This is a genomic window from Alteromonas sp. RKMC-009 (assembly GCF_003584565.2).
Classification (GTDB): Bacteria; Pseudomonadota; Gammaproteobacteria; order Enterobacterales; family Alteromonadaceae; genus Alteromonas.
On sequence record NZ_CP031010.1, the window covers coordinates 2,390,116 to 2,405,614 of the forward strand.

The window sequence follows — 15,499 nt, forward strand, 5'->3', positions numbered from 1 at the left end:
ACGATGGATTTTTCATTAAATGAAGAGCAACTGGCATTCGCAGACACTGCACGACAGTTTGCCAGACAGGAATTTGCACCGTTTGCCGCGCAGTGGGACAGAGAGCATCACTTTCCGGTTGAGGCCATTAAAAAGGCCGGCGAACTCGGTTTCTGCGGGTTATACACCCCCGAAGACGCTGGTGGTCTGGGCTTATCCAGGCTCGACTCTTCGTTGATTTTTGAGCAACTGGCTATGGGATGCACCACCACCACGGCCATGCTGACAATCCACAATATGGCGACATGGATGATTGCATCCTATGGCACAGAGGAGATAAAAAGCCGCTGGTGCGAATCACTGGTGAGCGGAGAAAAACTGGCGTCGTATTGCCTTACCGAGCCGGGCGCCGGTTCTGATGCGGCTTCACTTAAAACCAAAGCGGAACGCACCCCTGACGGCTATCGTCTGAACGGGGCAAAGGTATTTATTTCCGGCGCCGGCGCGACAGATGTGCTGGTAGTCATGGCCCGAACCGGCGGGCCGGGTCCGTCGGGAATATCTGCCTTTGTGGTACCGGCGAACGCTGAAGGAGTGGTATACGGCAAAGCCGAAGAAAAAATGGGCTGGAATGCACAGCCCACCCGCATGATCACATTCGATAATGTGATGGTGGATGAAAGCAGTTTACTGGGCGCAGAAGGTGAAGGGTTTCGTCTGGCGATGCAGGGGCTGGATGGCGGCCGGGTAAACATTGCGACCTGTTCTGTGGGCACGGCACAGCAGGCACTGGAAACCGCGGCAACCTATATTCAGGAGCGTGAGCAGTTCGGTAAGCCGGTGGGGGCGTTTCAGGCTATCCAGTTCAAAATGGCCGATATGGCCACGGAGCTTGTGGCAGCCAGGCAACTGGTGAGGCTGGCGGCCTGGAAGCTTGACTGTAACGACAAAGACAAAACCACTTATTGCGCCATGGCCAAACGTTTTGCCACAGACACCGGCTTTATGGTGTGCAACGAGGCGCTGCAGGTACACGGCGGGTACGGCTATATTAAAGAATATCCGCTGGAGCGGCACGTAAGAGATGTGAGAGTGCATCAGATCCTGGAAGGCACTAATGAAATCATGCGTGTGATCATTGGCCGCCGTCTGATGGGTGAAATGAATGACATTCTCTGACACAGTAATGGGCATCATCAGCACTTTCAAAGGATAGGTCATGTCTGCAGAACAACGCATTATTATTAATGAACACCGTACCGGTTGTGGCCGGATCGCCGGCCACATTACATTGAATAAGCCGGCGTCGCTGAATGCGCTGGATCTTGATATGGCTTCAGCCATGTTAAAACAGCTGAATGTATGGGCACAGCGGGAAGATGTACTGTTCATCATTATCGACGGTGCCGGTGAGAAAGCCTTTTGTGCCGGCGGCGATATTGTTTCCATGTATCATGCGATGAAATCCGCGCCCGGTAAGATTCCGCCGTTTATCCGTGATTTCTTCACCGTGGAATACAAACTCGATTACACCCTGCATACTTACCCCAAACCTGTTGTGGTGTGGGGAGATGGCATTGTGATGGGTGGCGGTATGGGCTTGTTACAGGGGGCTTCTCACCGGGTGGTAACGGATAAAAGCCGCCTTGCCATGCCTGAAGTGACGATTGGCTTATTTCCTGATGTGGGAGGCAGTTACTTTCTTCCCCGCTTAACCGGACAACTCGGCCTGTTCCTCGGCCTGACTGCCGCGCAGGTAAATGGTGCTGAAGCCGTGAAGTATGGTCTGGCCGATCATTTGTGTACACACAGCGACCTGGCTGATCTCATTACACAATGGAAAAGTACTGAGTGGAAATCAGGCAGCCGTGAGGACGTTGCCGGTATGCTGGCAAAGAGCCTGAATGCCGGTACAGCAGATGCGTCAACTGAAAGCGGTCAGCCCGATGACCGGATTGCGCCATGGCTTGAACGTATCAATGCTGCCTGCTCATTACCGTCTGTACAGGACGTCGTTGCTGCCATTACAGCTATCGATGCCGGTGGTGATAAATGGATGTTAAAAGCTCAACAGGCGCTGGCATCCGGCTCATCACTCACGGCTGCGCTGTTTTACCGCCAGTTTCAGAAAGGTAAAACACAGTCTCTGGCAGATAGTTTCAGGATGGAACTGAATATGGCCTGCCATTGTGCACAATACGGTGAATTACAGGAAGGGATCCGGGCGTTGCTGATAGATAAAGACGGCAAACCGGGCTGGCGGTTTGACTCCGTGGCCGGGATCACTGATCCGGACATTGACCCGTTCTTCTCATCCCCCTGGCAGTCAGGTCACCCGCTGGCCGGACTGGGAGAATCAATATGAAAAACATTACTTTTATAGGTCTTGGCAATATGGGCTCGCCCATGGCGGCGAATCTGATTAAAGCCGGATATAACGTGACGGTTTTCGATCTGGTGGAAAGTGCAATGGATGCGCTGTGTGACACAGGAGCCCGTAAAGCGGCAAATGTGTCTGATGCCGTGTCGCAGGCAGAAGCGGTGATTACCATGCTGCCGGCTGCCGCCCACGTACGCAGCTTATATTGCGGTGAAGACGGTATTCTGGCTTCACTGAGCACATCCTGTTTGCTTATCGACTGCAGTACCATTGATGCAGACACTGCCAGAGAGACCGGCCATGCAGCAGAGCAGGCGGGTCATCGCTTTATCGATGCGCCGGTTTCCGGCGGCGTTGCCGGCGCCACAGCCGGTACCCTTACTTTCATTGCGGGAGGCAAAGCAGAAGTGGTGGAGCAGGCATCGCCTCTGCTGAATGTCATGGGGCAAAACCTGTTTCATGCAGGGGATACCGGTGCCGGTCAGGTTGCCAAAATTTGCAATAATATGTTGCTGGCTGTGCTGATGGCCGGCACTTCGGAAGCACTGCAACTTGCCATCGATAACGGGCTGGATCCGAAAGTCATGTCTGACATTATGTTACAGAGCTCCGGTTGTAACTGGACCCTGCAGAAATACAATCCGTGTCCCGGTGTGATGGAGTCTGTGCCGTCATCGAATGCTTATCAGGGAGGCTTTATGGTCAAACTGATGAATAAAGATCTTGGCCTGGCGATGGACACCGGCGCTAAAACAGGCAGTTCGCTGCCCATGGGGTCAGCGGCACAACAGCTTTACCGGATGCATCAGCGCAAAGGGAACAGTGAGCTGGATTTCTCCAGTATATTCACGCTTTTCAGTAAAGATAAACTCTGATCAAATCACATCCTTTACTGAGGTAAGCCGTCTTATCCCGTTAATGTTATTTCACAGGTAACATTAACGGGCAGTTGGCTTAATCTTTTTGAACCTTGCAGTTCGTCCTCATTCTGTTACATTCCCTGCGTTTTCACAGGCAGAACAGGTTTACTTTATGTGGCAATGCCCTCTTTGTCAGTCTCCGCTGGTGTGCGGTGACACATGGCGCTGTAACAACAATCATAGTTTTGATGTATCCAGACGTGGATACGTCAATTTATTGCCTGTACATAAAAAAAGCAGCAAAGATCCCGGCGACAATAAAGCCATGCTCGACGCCAGACAGACTTTCCATCAATACCGGGTTTATCAGCCGTTGATGGACAAGATGGCTGACGTGATAACAAAAAGCGATGTGATATCTGCGTCAGGAGCCGTTGTTCTTTATGATGCAGGGTGCGGTGAAGGCACGTATTTACATGTGATTAGCTCTGCGCTGGAAGCGGCCGAAAAGTCTGTGGTGGCCAGTGGCAGTGATATTTCCAAAAGCGCAGTGGATTTAGCCGCCAGACAGCACAGGGATGCCCAGTTTGTTGTGGCCAGCAGTTTTGATTTACCGGTTCAGGACAGCCAAATCGACCTGATGCTTCAGGTTTTTGCCCCGGGCAGTGACGACGAGTTTGCCCGCGTTCTCAAGCCTCAGGGTTTATTACTCCATGTTACACCGGGCCCGGCACATTTGATGGCACTGAAAAAAGCTGCTTATAAAACCCCCCGTGAACATGAATTGCCAGCAGATGAGAGACCAGGCTTTACCCTACTGAGCCGGCAGCGGATTCACTGGCAGGCCAGGCTTGAAAATGATTCGCAACGGAAGGCGCTGCTTCAGATGACACCGTTTGCCTGGCGTCTGGATGAAAGTACTCAGGCTTCGTTGTGCCGGTCGCTGACAGAGGTTGAAGCGGATTTTTATGTTTCCTTATGGCAGGCGAAGCAAAAATAGAAGGCGAAATAAAAACGCTGCCGTATAAGGCAGCGTTTCTGAATTTCCCATTCCCATCATTCAGGAGAGGTGAAATAAATACCGTAACGACTCTACCGTGAAAAATGGGTCAGGTGCTTGATGGCACGGCTGAGTAAATCCACATTTAACGGGTCGTTGCTTCGCTCACGGCTGTCAATATCCGATATTTCAAAGCTGCCGTTACTCAGCACTTCAATCATTTGCTGATTATGCAGCACTACCACTTTTTCACCGGACGTACTCACCAGCCAGTTACGTTGTGGTTGCAACAAATTTTGTCCGGTGGAGTAGAACTGGACCGGCGCTGCGCAGCCTAATGCATTGAGTACCGTAGGCGCTAAATCTTCGGTGCTGGCAATACTGCCTTTCACATCCAGCGTCGTAAGCAGTTTTCCACGGCGGGTACCGCCATCTTCAGAGAACCCGGTGGCAATGATCACGTCACTTTGCGCAAACACATCGTCGCTCAGCATATCTGCAATTTTGTCACCCGACAGGAAGGCAATGTGCAATCCGGCATGATTATTACTGACAGGCTGTCGGTAACCGTCAAGCATACTGGCAGGCAGTGCTTCATCGACGTGAATAGACACAGGCATACCCAGACCCACGGGTAAGGCCAGCAGAACCGGTCTTTTCTGTTCCAGTGTATCGCGGTAAATTTCCGGCACACCGAACAGGGTAGTCAGGATCAAGCCGTCCAGTGACGAAGCTGTAGAGAAATAGTTGTTCATTTCTCTGAGATCAAACTGTGGCATGTCCGGCAACGGTGTATCGTCTGTTTGCACGACCAGCGCCAGGGTACGGTCAGCTTCAATATTGCAGTAAACCGGTTCCGTGGGGTAGGTCACCTGATGAATTTGCGGATCAAACTGTAGCTGTTTGCGTTCCTTGTAGCGTTCCAGATCCAGCAGGCCATAGCGGGACATGGTGGTTTTTGCCGTAGCCGGATAGGACAACGGAAACATATTATCCTGCTTCACGATAGGCTGATATAACTCTGCATCAGCCCACACGTGAATCGCATGGCTGGCGACAAAACAGGTAAGGAAAAAGCCGGTTACCGGCGTACCGATTTTGTGATGCTGCAATCGCTCCACACGTTTCCACAACGCATTGGCCAGCACAAGCTGAAAACCGAGCCAGACCATAAACAGCAGTAATAAGTACATCCACTGTTGTAAACCAAACTGACTGATTTGATTTTGTGCTTCGTTGCGCAGTAGATCGGCAGAACTGAAGCTTAAATGAAAGCCGGTGCGGTTGAACAGCAGGGCGTCAAACGCCATCAATGCCAGCCCGGTAGCCGCGATGGCGGATGCGGCAAACTTGATTATTCTCGGGTTTGTCGCCAGGTAGCACAACGGCAGAATGAATATGACAAAACCGGAGAAGGTCATAAAACCAATATGACCGAACCAGTTAAATACCAGATACAAGGCACCCAAGGCCGTACCCGGTGAAGGAGAGGAAAATATAAATACTGAGGCGATGATCATGGCGATGGCTATATTAGCCAGCGCGAACCAGTGGCCCCAGTTTACCAGGCGTGTGACCCGCTGACGGCGAGGTGACTCCGCTAAAATCATTATTCAGCCCTGTTAGTTAACACTTTTCTGTAATACCGAAGCGAATTGTTCCGCCATGGCTTTGCGGTTAGCAGCGGGAACCTGTGTATTAAGAATGTGGGTGATGACATTGCCCAATACCATGAGCTGTAAATCACGACTGACCTCATTTTCCTCGAGTGTGAGGATGACTTTATTCATTAGCGCTTCAAAATCCGAATCGGAATAACGGCTTTGCTGGGGCATTGTGACGCCTCTTTTACTGTTTTCTTTACTAAAAAAGAATGGAATTTAATTTTAAATGATTATAATCGTTGTCTGAGTGATAACAATCATTCATTCGTAAATCCCGCGAATTCCACTGTAAATTCTCAACTAAACAGGATCCCAGATAGTCTATGAGTGCACTGATTCATCATTTTGTTGTTCACCGGTTAGTCGTCAGCGGCGAAGACAAGCTGTCCATCATTCCACGGGACAAGTGTCTTGCGGTGACGCCGGAAATCGAATCACTGGCTCATCAGATCAATCACAGCTTTAACAGCAAGCCCGGAAAAGGTGTGGGCCATTTCACTGAAGAAGCTGCAGGCGGTGAAGATACCATTCCTTTTAAAACGTCACTGGCTGAATTCATGCACGCGCAAAAAGAGCGCGTGGACAACCTGGAAGATATCTTCCATGCCTTTACGCTGACTTCCGGTGACAAGCTGATTAAAGCCCTGACCGATACCGGTACAGTGCAAACAGGTTTTCTGATTTTCTGCCAGTATGAGTTTCTGGCAACCCAGTATCTGATGATCACGTTACTGAATACCCGTTCCCACGTGGAAATCAATCAGGCACTGGAGCTGAATGCCCGCGAGCACCTTGATTTGGCGAAGATGCAACTGGCAGTACGCATTGACCTTACACAACTTGAGATCCAGCCGGAACAAAAGCGCTACGTAAGCTTTATTAAAGGACTCATGGGCCGCAAGGTGTCTGATTTCTTCATGGATTTTATCGGTTGCGAAGAGCTGGTGGACATTAAACAGCAGAACAAACAGCTGATTTCTTCGGTAGATGCTTATCTGGCCAGCGAGAATCTTGACCGTGAAGAACAGCAACAGCACCGTGATGAAGTAAAGTCTTATTTCAAAGAGAAGATAGACAGTGGTGAAAGTCTGTCGATTAAAGAGTTATCCGGACGGTTATCACCGGACAGTGACAGCGAACACAGTTTTGAGGCGTTCACACAAACGCTTGAGGCACCGCTGGAAGAGAATATTCAGCCGGATCCTGCTGCGCTGCGTCAGCTGGCTAAATTTACCGGACAGGGGGGCGGTATTTCCCTGAGCTTTGAACGTAAACTACTGGGTGACAAAATCATCTACGACCCGGTGTCAGACACACTGACCATTAAAGGTATTCCGCCAAATTTGAAAGACCAGTTGACCAGACAGTCAAAAAATTAGGTACAATAGCCGTTATTCACCCGTAACAGTAACGAAATGCGGGCCAACGTTCGTAAGCAGGCAGGTGAAACCTGCCTGCTTTGTTTAATTTATCGTATAATGCCGGCAGTTTAAGTTCCGGTAACAAGGTTTTACATGCAATTATTTGTCAACGACCTCACCGTCATGGATTTTTCTTACCTGTGCCCTGAGCGGGGAATGGTGGGAGAAAGCTGGATCGTGGATGTGATCCTGTCCGGCGATCTTAACGATGAGAGTATGATTCAGGACTTCGGTAAGGTGAAAAAAAACCTGAAGCGACTGATTGATGATTATGTCGACCATAAATTGCTGGTACCTGCTGACTACGCCAACGTGGCGATTGTGCATGAAGACAACAGTGAACATGTGGATGTACGGTTTACCTGCAACGACGGCAGGGTGATTCAGCTATATTGTCCGGCAGAGGCTTACGCTTTCATCTACGGTGAAACGGTTACTAAGGACTCCACCGGCAGCTATCTCCGCGAAGTGATTGCTACTCATCTGCCGGAAAACGTAGATAACCTTGAGCTTATTCTGCGCACCGAAGTGATCACCACGCCGTTCTATCACTACACTCATGGCCTGAAAAAACACGATGGCAATTGCCAGCGTATTGCTCATGGTCACCGTTCTAAAATCGACGTGTTTGTAAACGGTGAAAATAGTCTCGAGAGTCAGCAATACTGGGCATCACGCTGGGAAGATATTTATATTGCCTCGGAAGAAGACAGGCTGGCTTTTTCAGCCCGTCAGGCATCAGGCACTGTGCCGGCAGACAGAGAGTACTGCTGTTTTGCCTATGAATCATCGCAAGGCTACTTTGAAATATTGTTGCCTGAATCAGATTGTGAAGTCATAACTACTGATTCCACCGTGGAATGTCTGGCTCAGTTTATTTTTGATGAAGAAAAAGCCCGCCAGAACGGTGGCTCTGTGAAAGTGCTGGCTTATGAAGGCGTAGGAAAAGGAGCACTGGTGTGCGATTGATCCCGCTGGCTCTCACTGCGCTGATTTCTCTGTCTGTTTTTTCCTTGCAGCAAAGCCTTGCTGCCAGTGAAGCCTCTGAAGCCGGTGCGCTGGTTCTGAATGGTAAATTTACGCAGGGCAGTCTGTTTCGTGGGCAGTTGCCGCCCGGAAGTCAGGTTACATTGAATGGCGAAGCACTCAAGCTCAATGCGCAGGGCAAATTTGTATTTGGTTTCGCCCGTGAATCAGCACTTAATCATACTTTGTCCTGGACGCTGCCTGACGGCACAACAGGTTCAAGAGACATTGAACTGGAAAAGCGGCAGTACAACATACAGCGTATTGACGGTTTAAAATCTTCCATGGTTTCGCCGCCGGAAGAAACACTTAAACGTATTCGAAGAGACAGTACTGTAGTAGCTAATGCCCGCGGAAATATCTCTGATCTGGATGCTGTATTTACCGGTTTTATCTGGCCGGCAGAAGGCCCGGTAACCGGCGTATACGGTAGCCAGCGGGTGCTTAACGGTATTCCTAAAGCGCCGCATTATGGCGTTGACGTTGGTGCACCAACCGGTACGCCTGTTATCGCTCCCGCAGCGGGTGTGGTGAAATTATCAGATGATTTGTATTACAGCGGCAATACCGTGATTCTCGATCATGGTATGGGTGTGTTCTCTACGTTTCTGCACCTTGACTCTTCGAAGGTGAAAGCCGGGGATGTGGTCGCACAGGGCGACGCTATCGGCACCATCGGTGCGACCGGCAGAGCAACAGGTCCACATCTTGACTGGCGGCTTAACCTGGGTAAAACCAGGCTGGATCCAGCGTTACTGGTACCGCCCCGCCAGTAATCACTTATTTTTCAGTTAACCCTGTAAAAGTAATCAGCCCCTGCAAGGGGCTGAATCATTTATGCTGTAGCCAGCCATGCTGCCAGCTTTTCCTTATCTTCAATGGTGAAGTAACAGGCTTCCTGCCGCTCTTCAAGCACAGGCAGTGATAACGTCAGCAAACGGCCATCACGCAGTACTGTCAGCGGCAACGCAGATTCACCGGTTTGATTCAGCAAACGCTGTAGCAGAATGTCATTCACTACGTAGCCATCCAGTGCAATGATCCTGTCGTTTACCTGTAGTCCTGCCCGGCAAGCTGCACCATCTTCAAATACAACCTGAACCGTTACGCCGGTTTCTGCATTTTTAATGGCAGCCCCTAAATGGTGTTTCTGGTAAGCCGGTAAGGGCGGTACACCACCGCGGTCAGATGCTGAGTTTTTCGGTCTTGTATGCAGCGTTACGCCAATATCAGCCAGCCACTGATTCAGGGGCACGTCTTCTTTGCCGTAAACAACAGCCTGAAGATACTCTGATACATCAATATTAAAAGTTTCACGGCAAACTGTCTCAATCACATCATCAGGGGTGCCGGTCTCCTCTGCACCGAATTGCTGCCACAGTGCCTGCATTAAACTGTCCAGCGACACGTTACCCTGCGACTTTCTGCGTAACAGCAAATCAAGTCCAAAGGCAATGATGCCGCCTTTTACATAGTAACTCACAATATTGTTGGGAGCTGATGCATCCTGTTTGTAGAACTTGGTCCATGCATCAAAACTGGACTCTGCCACTGACTGTTTGAAACGTCCCGCTGTCAACTGTAAACGGGTGAGGTTCTGACCAACAATTTCCAGATATTTTTCAGGGCTGATAAGGCCCGTTCTTGCCAGCGTCACATCGTCATAAAAGCTGGTAAAGCCCTCATAAATCCAAAGCTGGGGGGTATAGACTTCTGCGCTTAAATCCGGTTTCAGGAAAACGGAAGGACGCAGGCGTTTAACATGCCAGGTGTGAAACAATTCATGACAGCAGAGGCTCAGAAAGGTGACGTACTGATCAGTTTTGCCGCCGCCTTCACGTTCCAGCGGTAAGTCAAACCGTGGGTAGAGCAGGGCCGTAGAACTGCGGTGCTCAAGGCCGCCAAAGCCACTTTCGCTCAGCAACGTCATGAACACATAGCGGTCCACGGGCGAGGGCTGACCGAATAAATTAAGGTGATGCTCACAAACCGGCACCATGTCTTCGCATATTCTTTTCGTGTTTACCGGCGTTTTGCCACTAAAAAGGAACACAAATTCCACGCCCTGAACCGTTACACTGTCGAGCACACACTCACCCATGAATACAGGGTGATCGATAAGCTCCGCGTAATCTTCGCAGATAAAATGTGTACCATTTGTGTCATCAGGCTGCATACTGGTTTCTACATGCCAGTGGCTTAAGGATTCAGGTAAAGATACCGTCACTTCACAGGATGCTGCGGGGAGGTCGTTGACCTGCAAGAAGACACTGGTGCCGTTGATAAAGCCGTATTCGTCGTTAAGGTAAGCTGCACGTACGGAGAGATCAAAGGCATAAACGGTGTATTCAACAGTGACTGGCTGTTTACCCGCTTTAATTTGCCAGGTCTGTTTATCTGTTTTTGTAACAGGTAAAACATTGCCTGCGTTGTCTGCAGCTGTCAGTGTGATGATGTGTCTGGCGAAATCCCGCACCATATAGCTGCCCGGGATCCACGCCGGTAAGCTCAACGTCAGTACATCAGTGTCGCAGGCGGGAATTGTGAGGGTTACTGCGAAAAGATGTTGAGAGCGGGAGCGGACGGAAAGATCGTATCGCAAAGAAGTCATGTAAATATCCGTGAAAAGTCATGCAGAGTGCTATCATGCATCACACCGGACTTTTTGTCAGCATCAGCGAAAAGGGAGTATGATAATGTCACTGACTGAAAAGGAGTACAGCCTGCTGTGAGTAAAGCCGAAACCACCTCTTTAAGTAAAGATGACATGACTGCATTGAAAAGCCTGGCGCCCGGCACCGTTGTCGATTTACAGATAGAGACACCTACTGCACCGCAACGCCTTAAAACGCACTATGTGGGTATGGATATTCCTAACGCATTTATCTTTCAGGTACCAAATACCCATAAATGGGCGAACATCCGTGATTATCTTGTTGCCGGCAATGAAGTGGTCGTGAGGTTTGTGATCGAAGGCGGGCTGGGGCAGGTTATTGCCTTCAAAACTACAATTTTAAAGTGTTTCAGCAAACCGGTGAGTATTCTTATCACCGGATTTCCGTCTAAGCTGCAAACCATGGGACTACGCAGTGACCGGCGTTCCCAGCCGGGCATTCCTGTCAGTGTTTATTTAGATCAGGAAGAGCAGGAAAGAGTCCGGGGCCTGATTATTGATGTATCGAAAACGGGCTGCAAACTGGCCATAAAAACGGGTTCAGAGGATAGCAAGCTTGAAGTTAACAAAAAAATAACATTGGGCTGTAAATTGGATGGTGAAACCATTAGGATAGACAGCAACGTGCGGAACGTTGCCGAAGTAAAAGGATACTATTATTACGGTATTCAGTTTACCAATGAGCAAAAGGCGGTCGAAACCTTAATTGAACGCTATATTCTGGCTCTATAGCAGAAAAAGCTCAGGCTTTCCGTTACCGCCGGCGGATCCATTTACGGAGCGTTATTGATATGCGACAGATTGACAAGTTGTTATTGCAATACTCGGAAAGCCACCAGAATAAAACGAATGTGTTAATCCACGCCGTTGCGGTGCCGTCTATTTACCTCGTTACCCTGGGTTTAATATGGAGTATTCCGCTCCCCGGCTTTCTGCAGCAAACCGATCTCACCTGGGCCCATTTGCTGGTGCTGCCTGTCCTGTACTACTATTTCCGCCTGTCCGGTCCGGTAGGCGCGGCTATGACGCTACTGACAATTATCAGTTTCGGTGTCATCAATCTGATTGATGGCAGTCCTGTGGCTGTGTGGGAATTTTGTCTTATCTTGTTTATTGTCATGTGGATCCTGCAGTTTGCCGGTCACAAAATCGAAGGCAGGAAGCCATCGTTTTTCGATGATATCCGTTTTTTACTCATTGGCCCGGCCTGGTGGTGGACTCACTGGTTTAAGCGCTTAAATATAAGTTATTAAGCAAAATCCACTGCGACAAGGTGCCGGGGAAGCACGACCAAGATTGCCATGAACCCGTTTAATATGCGTATAATTGAAATTACTATTTGATTTTACGGTAATAAAGTGAGTCGTTGGCAACAGTTATTCGAAAGTAACGAACGCTTATTCTGGACCTTGCACAGCGTGGGCTGGGCGGGTTTTGCGTTAATTTATTATATTGGTTCGTTTCTTCATGATGTCCGGCCTATCTGGGTCTTTATCATTTTGCTCAATGCTTATGCCGGCTGGTTACTGACCATTCCGTTACGGTATGTGTTTCGTTGGGCCAGAAAACTGTCTCCTTTGAAAATGATTACTACCGTCATTCTCGCCTGTTATGTGGTGGCGCTGGTATGGGCAGTGGTAAAGAACGTCAACTACTGGGAAATCTATAAGCACGGCTACCGGCCTGATGCCTGGTATCTGTACTTTACCAATACGATCAATTCTCTGATCATGGTGGGCTGCTGGACGGGTACCTATTTTGGTATCAAGAACTTCCAGATGCTGCAAAAAGAAAAGCAGAATGCATTAAAAGCCAGTACCATGGCGCATCAGGCGCATATTAAAATGTTGCGCTATCAGCTTAACCCGCACTTCCTGTTTAACACACTGAACGCCATTTCCACGCTGATCCTGCTGAAAGAAAATGATATTGCCGAAGCCATGGTGTCACGGTTATCGGACTTTTTACGCTATTCTCTGGATAATGATCCCATTAAGCGGGTTACTTTGGGTGAAGAAATCAAAGTACTGCGTTTGTATCTTGAAATAGAAAAAGTACGATTTGATGACAGATTAGATGTAGTATGGGATATTGAACCTGATTGTGAGTCAGCCCTGGTGCCGGGGATGATTTTGCAACCGCTTATTGAAAATGCAATTAAACACGCCATATCCACTATGGAGAACGGCGGTCAAATTTCTATTTCTGCACGTACCTTTGGCAACGACCTGTTAATGGATGTCGCTGATAACGGGCCCGGTGCGGAAATAAAGGATGGTCAGCTGCATCGTGAAAACGGTGTGGGGTTAGTGAATATAAAGGAACGTCTGCAGTCTTTATATCAGCGTAATTTTGCTTTTTCGGTTGAACATAATCAGCCGTCAGGCATACGTGTGAGACTGCGGATCCCTTACGAAGTATAAGACGTAAAGCATGAGTGATCGTAAAATAAAAACTGTCGTGGTAGACGACGAGCCGTTGGCAAGGAAAGGGTTACGCACACGTCTGGAACGTCACGCTGATGTAGAAGTGGTGGCGGAATGCCAGAATGGTCTGGATGCGGTAAGCGTAATTTCTAAAAACCGGCCTGATTTGGTTTTTCTGGATATCCAGATGCCGGGTCTGAACGGGTTTCAGGTCATTCACAAACTCCGTGAACTGAACCAGCCAATTCCCATGATTGTATTTGTCACCGCTTATGACAGCTATGCTATTAAAGCGTTTGATATTCATGCAGTTGATTATTTGCTGAAACCGGCTGATGATGCCAGATTGTCAGATGCGCTGGTGAAAGTAAGAGAGTATTTCACTACCCGTGACCAGGATGAGCAGTCCCGCAAGCTGGTAAATCTGGTGGCTGAGCTTACCGGTGATGATACCAACGAAATTCTCCGTAAACTTGCCAGCGGCGAGTCTATTGACACCAATCCTTATCCTGAAGTACTGGCCATTAAAGACGGCTCTGAAGTGACCCGTGTTGCCGTGCAGGACATCCAGTGGATTGACGCTGCCGGTGACTACATGTGTGTTCATGCGCTTGATGGTATGCATATCATGCGTAAAACCATGAAGGAACTGGAACAGGAACTGAACCCTCAGTGGTTCGTGAGAGTTCACCGTTCTGCCATCGCCAATATCCGCTTCGTCAAGAAACTGGTGAGTCATATCAGTGGCGAGTATCACCTTATTTTGCAGAATGACACCGAGCTGAAAGTCAGCCGCAGTCACCGCGATAAAGTCAAAGCCGCGATGAAGATGTAGACAAACGGAGCATAATGCTCCGTTTTTTAATTTATCTGCGTTGGAAAAGGTTACGCATAACGGTTGTTCATAAGCAGTGTCATGGTATCAACTGACAGGTCGTCCAGCGGTTTACGTTGCTTCCAGGTATCTTCCAGCGGTACCTGAACCGGTTTACCATGTTGCTCTCCAATCATTACGCCGGTTACAGCACTGCCCGTCAGTGTTGCCGCATAGGCGCCCAGTTTGAGTGCCAGCAACCTGTCCTGAGAGACCGGCGAGCCGCCCCGCTGCACATGCCCGAGAATAACAGGACGCACTTCCGTTTCAGTAAGCGATTCCAGTCGTGAGGCTAAATCAGCAATCCCGCCGGGCCAGAGATTTTCCGCCAGCACGATGATATAACTCACGTTACCGCGCTGTTCCCGGCGTTCATTGAGCTGAGTCAGGATGTCTTTTAATGTCTTTTCTTCGCTTTCAAACAGTTCCGGCAAAATGACATAGTCTGACGCTGAAGCAATTGCGCCGTTCAGACCGAGGAAACCGGCATGTCTGCCCATCACTTCTACCAGAAAAACACGCTCAAATGCATCAGCAGTATCCCGTACTTTATCCACGGACTGGACAGCGGTTTCAATTGCGGTGAAATAGCCGATAGTGGCGTCTGTGCCGTTAATGTCGTTATCAATGGTACCCGGTAAACCAATGATCTGACCCTGCCAGAACTTTCCGAGATGGGCCGCGCCGCGAAAAGAGCCGTCGCCCCCAATGACAAAGAGGGTATCTATACCGAGCGCAGTAAGATTGGCAGCAGCAAGCTTTCCGGACTCATCAGTCTTGAAAGGCTTGCAGCGGGCACTGTGTAAAATCGTGCCTCCGCGCTGGGCGAGGTTGTGTACCTGACGACTGTCCAGTGTCATGTATTCCTGTGACAGCAAACCGTTATAACCATGCAAATAACCGACGATGTCATGGCCGGCCCGTTCACAAACCAGCACGATGGCACGGATACAGGCATTCATGCCGGGAGCATCTCCTCCCGAGGTGAGTATGGCTACTTTACTGTTCACGTTCCGTCCTTATTGAATCAGAGCCGGCAAAGTATGCCAGCGGGTTGAACTGCAAGTGTTGATACGAATCATATAAGCCACAGAGAGACAGAATTGTTACTAAAAATTAAATAGTATTTACTGTGATTTTCAGGGCTTTATAGTGATAACACATCACCGTGAAGCATAGAGGTGAGCGTATCATT

The 15,499-nt window shown here is 49.2% G+C and carries 15 protein-coding genes; 11 read left to right on the top strand and 4 right to left on the bottom strand.

The features are described from left to right. Nucleotides 1-3: 3 nt before the first annotated feature. From DS731_RS10535 to DS731_RS10550, 4 genes are all read left to right on the top strand, one after another. Nucleotides 4-1,158 carry an acyl-CoA dehydrogenase family protein gene (locus DS731_RS10535; protein ID WP_119501286.1) on the top strand — a complete coding sequence of 385 codons (1,155 nt, stop codon included), beginning with the start codon at nucleotides 4-6 and terminating at the stop codon, nucleotides 1,156-1,158. 40 nt (nucleotides 1,159-1,198) lie between these two features. Beyond that, a complete protein-coding gene (locus DS731_RS10540; protein ID WP_119501287.1) occupies nucleotides 1,199-2,344 on the top strand; it encodes an enoyl-CoA hydratase/isomerase family protein in 1,146 nt (381 codons plus the stop codon). Continuing rightward, nucleotides 2,341-3,234, top strand: a complete 894-nt coding sequence (mmsB, locus tag DS731_RS10545) for a 3-hydroxyisobutyrate dehydrogenase (protein WP_119501288.1) — start codon at nucleotides 2,341-2,343, stop codon at nucleotides 3,232-3,234. Before DS731_RS10540 ends, mmsB begins: the two co-directional genes overlap by 4 nt. 157 nt (nucleotides 3,235-3,391) lie before the next feature. Then, on the top strand, nucleotides 3,392-4,219 hold the full coding sequence (locus tag DS731_RS10550) for a putative RNA methyltransferase (protein WP_119501289.1): 828 nt from the start codon (nucleotides 3,392-3,394) through the stop codon (nucleotides 4,217-4,219). 92 nt (nucleotides 4,220-4,311) lie between these two features. Here the strand turns inward: DS731_RS10550 and DS731_RS10555 are convergent, their stop codons facing one another. Both DS731_RS10555 and DS731_RS10560 read right to left on the bottom strand, forming a co-directional pair. Beyond that, on the bottom strand, nucleotides 4,312-5,829 hold the full coding sequence (locus tag DS731_RS10555) for a DUF3413 domain-containing protein (RefSeq protein WP_119501290.1): 1,518 nt from the start codon (nucleotides 5,827-5,829) through the stop codon (nucleotides 4,312-4,314). 12 nt (nucleotides 5,830-5,841) lie between these two features. Next, nucleotides 5,842-6,054 (bottom strand): DUF1414 domain-containing protein, encoded by a 213-nt coding sequence (locus tag DS731_RS10560; protein ID WP_119501291.1) that lies wholly within the window; start codon nucleotides 6,052-6,054, stop codon nucleotides 5,842-5,844. Nucleotides 6,055-6,206: 152 nt separating this feature from the next. Between DS731_RS10560 and yejK the strand changes: the two genes are divergently transcribed. The 3 genes from yejK (at nucleotide 6,207) to DS731_RS10575 (ending at nucleotide 9,106) form a co-directional block, all read left to right on the top strand. Next, nucleotides 6,207-7,262 carry a nucleoid-associated protein YejK gene (yejK, locus tag DS731_RS10565; RefSeq protein WP_119501292.1) on the top strand — a complete coding sequence of 352 codons (1,056 nt, stop codon included), beginning with the start codon at nucleotides 6,207-6,209 and terminating at the stop codon, nucleotides 7,260-7,262. Between the two features lie 135 nt (nucleotides 7,263-7,397). Further along, nucleotides 7,398-8,273, top strand: coding sequence for a 6-carboxytetrahydropterin synthase (locus tag DS731_RS10570; protein ID WP_119501293.1), 876 nt, complete (start codon nucleotides 7,398-7,400; stop codon nucleotides 8,271-8,273). 23 nt (nucleotides 8,274-8,296) lie between these two features. Continuing rightward, nucleotides 8,297-9,106, top strand: a complete 810-nt coding sequence (locus tag DS731_RS10575; RefSeq protein ID WP_119503387.1) for a M23 family metallopeptidase — start codon at nucleotides 8,297-8,299, stop codon at nucleotides 9,104-9,106. Between the two features lie 59 nt (nucleotides 9,107-9,165). Here DS731_RS10575 and DS731_RS10580 read toward each other — a convergent pair whose 3' ends face one another. Continuing rightward, a complete protein-coding gene (locus DS731_RS10580; protein WP_119501294.1) occupies nucleotides 9,166-10,941 on the bottom strand; it encodes a M61 family metallopeptidase in 1,776 nt (591 codons plus the stop codon). 117 nt (nucleotides 10,942-11,058) lie between these two features. Between DS731_RS10580 and DS731_RS10585 the strand changes: the two genes are divergently transcribed. The 4 genes from DS731_RS10585 (at nucleotide 11,059) to DS731_RS10600 (ending at nucleotide 14,265) form a co-directional block, all read left to right on the top strand. Continuing rightward, a complete protein-coding gene (locus DS731_RS10585) occupies nucleotides 11,059-11,736 on the top strand; it encodes a flagellar brake protein (protein WP_119501295.1) in 678 nt (225 codons plus the stop codon). Nucleotides 11,737-11,795: 59 nt separating this feature from the next. Further along, the gene (locus DS731_RS10590; RefSeq protein WP_119501296.1) at nucleotides 11,796-12,257 is read left to right on the top strand and encodes an Mpo1 family 2-hydroxy fatty acid dioxygenase; all 462 of its coding nucleotides are present in this window, start codon (nucleotides 11,796-11,798) and stop codon (nucleotides 12,255-12,257) included. Between the two features lie 105 nt (nucleotides 12,258-12,362). Beyond that, nucleotides 12,363-13,427, top strand: a complete 1,065-nt coding sequence (locus tag DS731_RS10595) for a sensor histidine kinase (RefSeq protein ID WP_119501297.1) — start codon at nucleotides 12,363-12,365, stop codon at nucleotides 13,425-13,427. Between the two features lie 10 nt (nucleotides 13,428-13,437). Next, nucleotides 13,438-14,265, top strand: a complete 828-nt coding sequence (locus DS731_RS10600) for a LytR/AlgR family response regulator transcription factor (RefSeq protein ID WP_119501298.1) — start codon at nucleotides 13,438-13,440, stop codon at nucleotides 14,263-14,265. A 50-nt stretch (nucleotides 14,266-14,315) separates the two neighbouring features. Here DS731_RS10600 and DS731_RS10605 read toward each other — a convergent pair whose 3' ends face one another. After that, entirely contained in the window at nucleotides 14,316-15,314 is a 999-nt protein-coding gene (locus tag DS731_RS10605; protein WP_119501299.1) for a 6-phosphofructokinase, read from the bottom strand. Between the last annotated feature and the right edge of the window lie 185 nt (nucleotides 15,315-15,499).

Excerpts from the sequence above, each read along its gene's own strand:
- DS731_RS10535 (WP_119501286.1), top strand. The coding sequence starts at position 4 with ATGGATTTTTCATTAAATGAAGAGCAACTGGCATTCGCAGACACTGCA.
- DS731_RS10540 (WP_119501287.1), top strand. The coding sequence starts at position 1,199 with ATGTCTGCAGAACAACGCATTATTATTAATGAACACCGTACCGGTTGT.
- mmsB (WP_119501288.1), top strand. The coding sequence starts at position 2,341 with ATGAAAAACATTACTTTTATAGGTCTTGGCAATATGGGCTCGCCCATG.
- DS731_RS10550 (WP_119501289.1), top strand. The coding sequence starts at position 3,392 with ATGTGGCAATGCCCTCTTTGTCAGTCTCCGCTGGTGTGCGGTGACACA.
- DS731_RS10555 (WP_119501290.1), bottom strand. The coding sequence starts at position 5,829 with ATGATTTTAGCGGAGTCACCTCGCCGTCAGCGGGTCACACGCCTGGTA.
- DS731_RS10560 (WP_119501291.1), bottom strand. The coding sequence starts at position 6,054 with ATGCCCCAGCAAAGCCGTTATTCCGATTCGGATTTTGAAGCGCTAATG.
- yejK (WP_119501292.1), top strand. The coding sequence starts at position 6,207 with ATGAGTGCACTGATTCATCATTTTGTTGTTCACCGGTTAGTCGTCAGC.
- DS731_RS10570 (WP_119501293.1), top strand. The coding sequence starts at position 7,398 with ATGCAATTATTTGTCAACGACCTCACCGTCATGGATTTTTCTTACCTG.
- DS731_RS10580 (WP_119501294.1), bottom strand. The coding sequence starts at position 10,941 with ATGACTTCTTTGCGATACGATCTTTCCGTCCGCTCCCGCTCTCAACAT.
- DS731_RS10590 (WP_119501296.1), top strand. The coding sequence starts at position 11,796 with ATGCGACAGATTGACAAGTTGTTATTGCAATACTCGGAAAGCCACCAG.
- DS731_RS10600 (WP_119501298.1), top strand. The coding sequence starts at position 13,438 with ATGAGTGATCGTAAAATAAAAACTGTCGTGGTAGACGACGAGCCGTTG.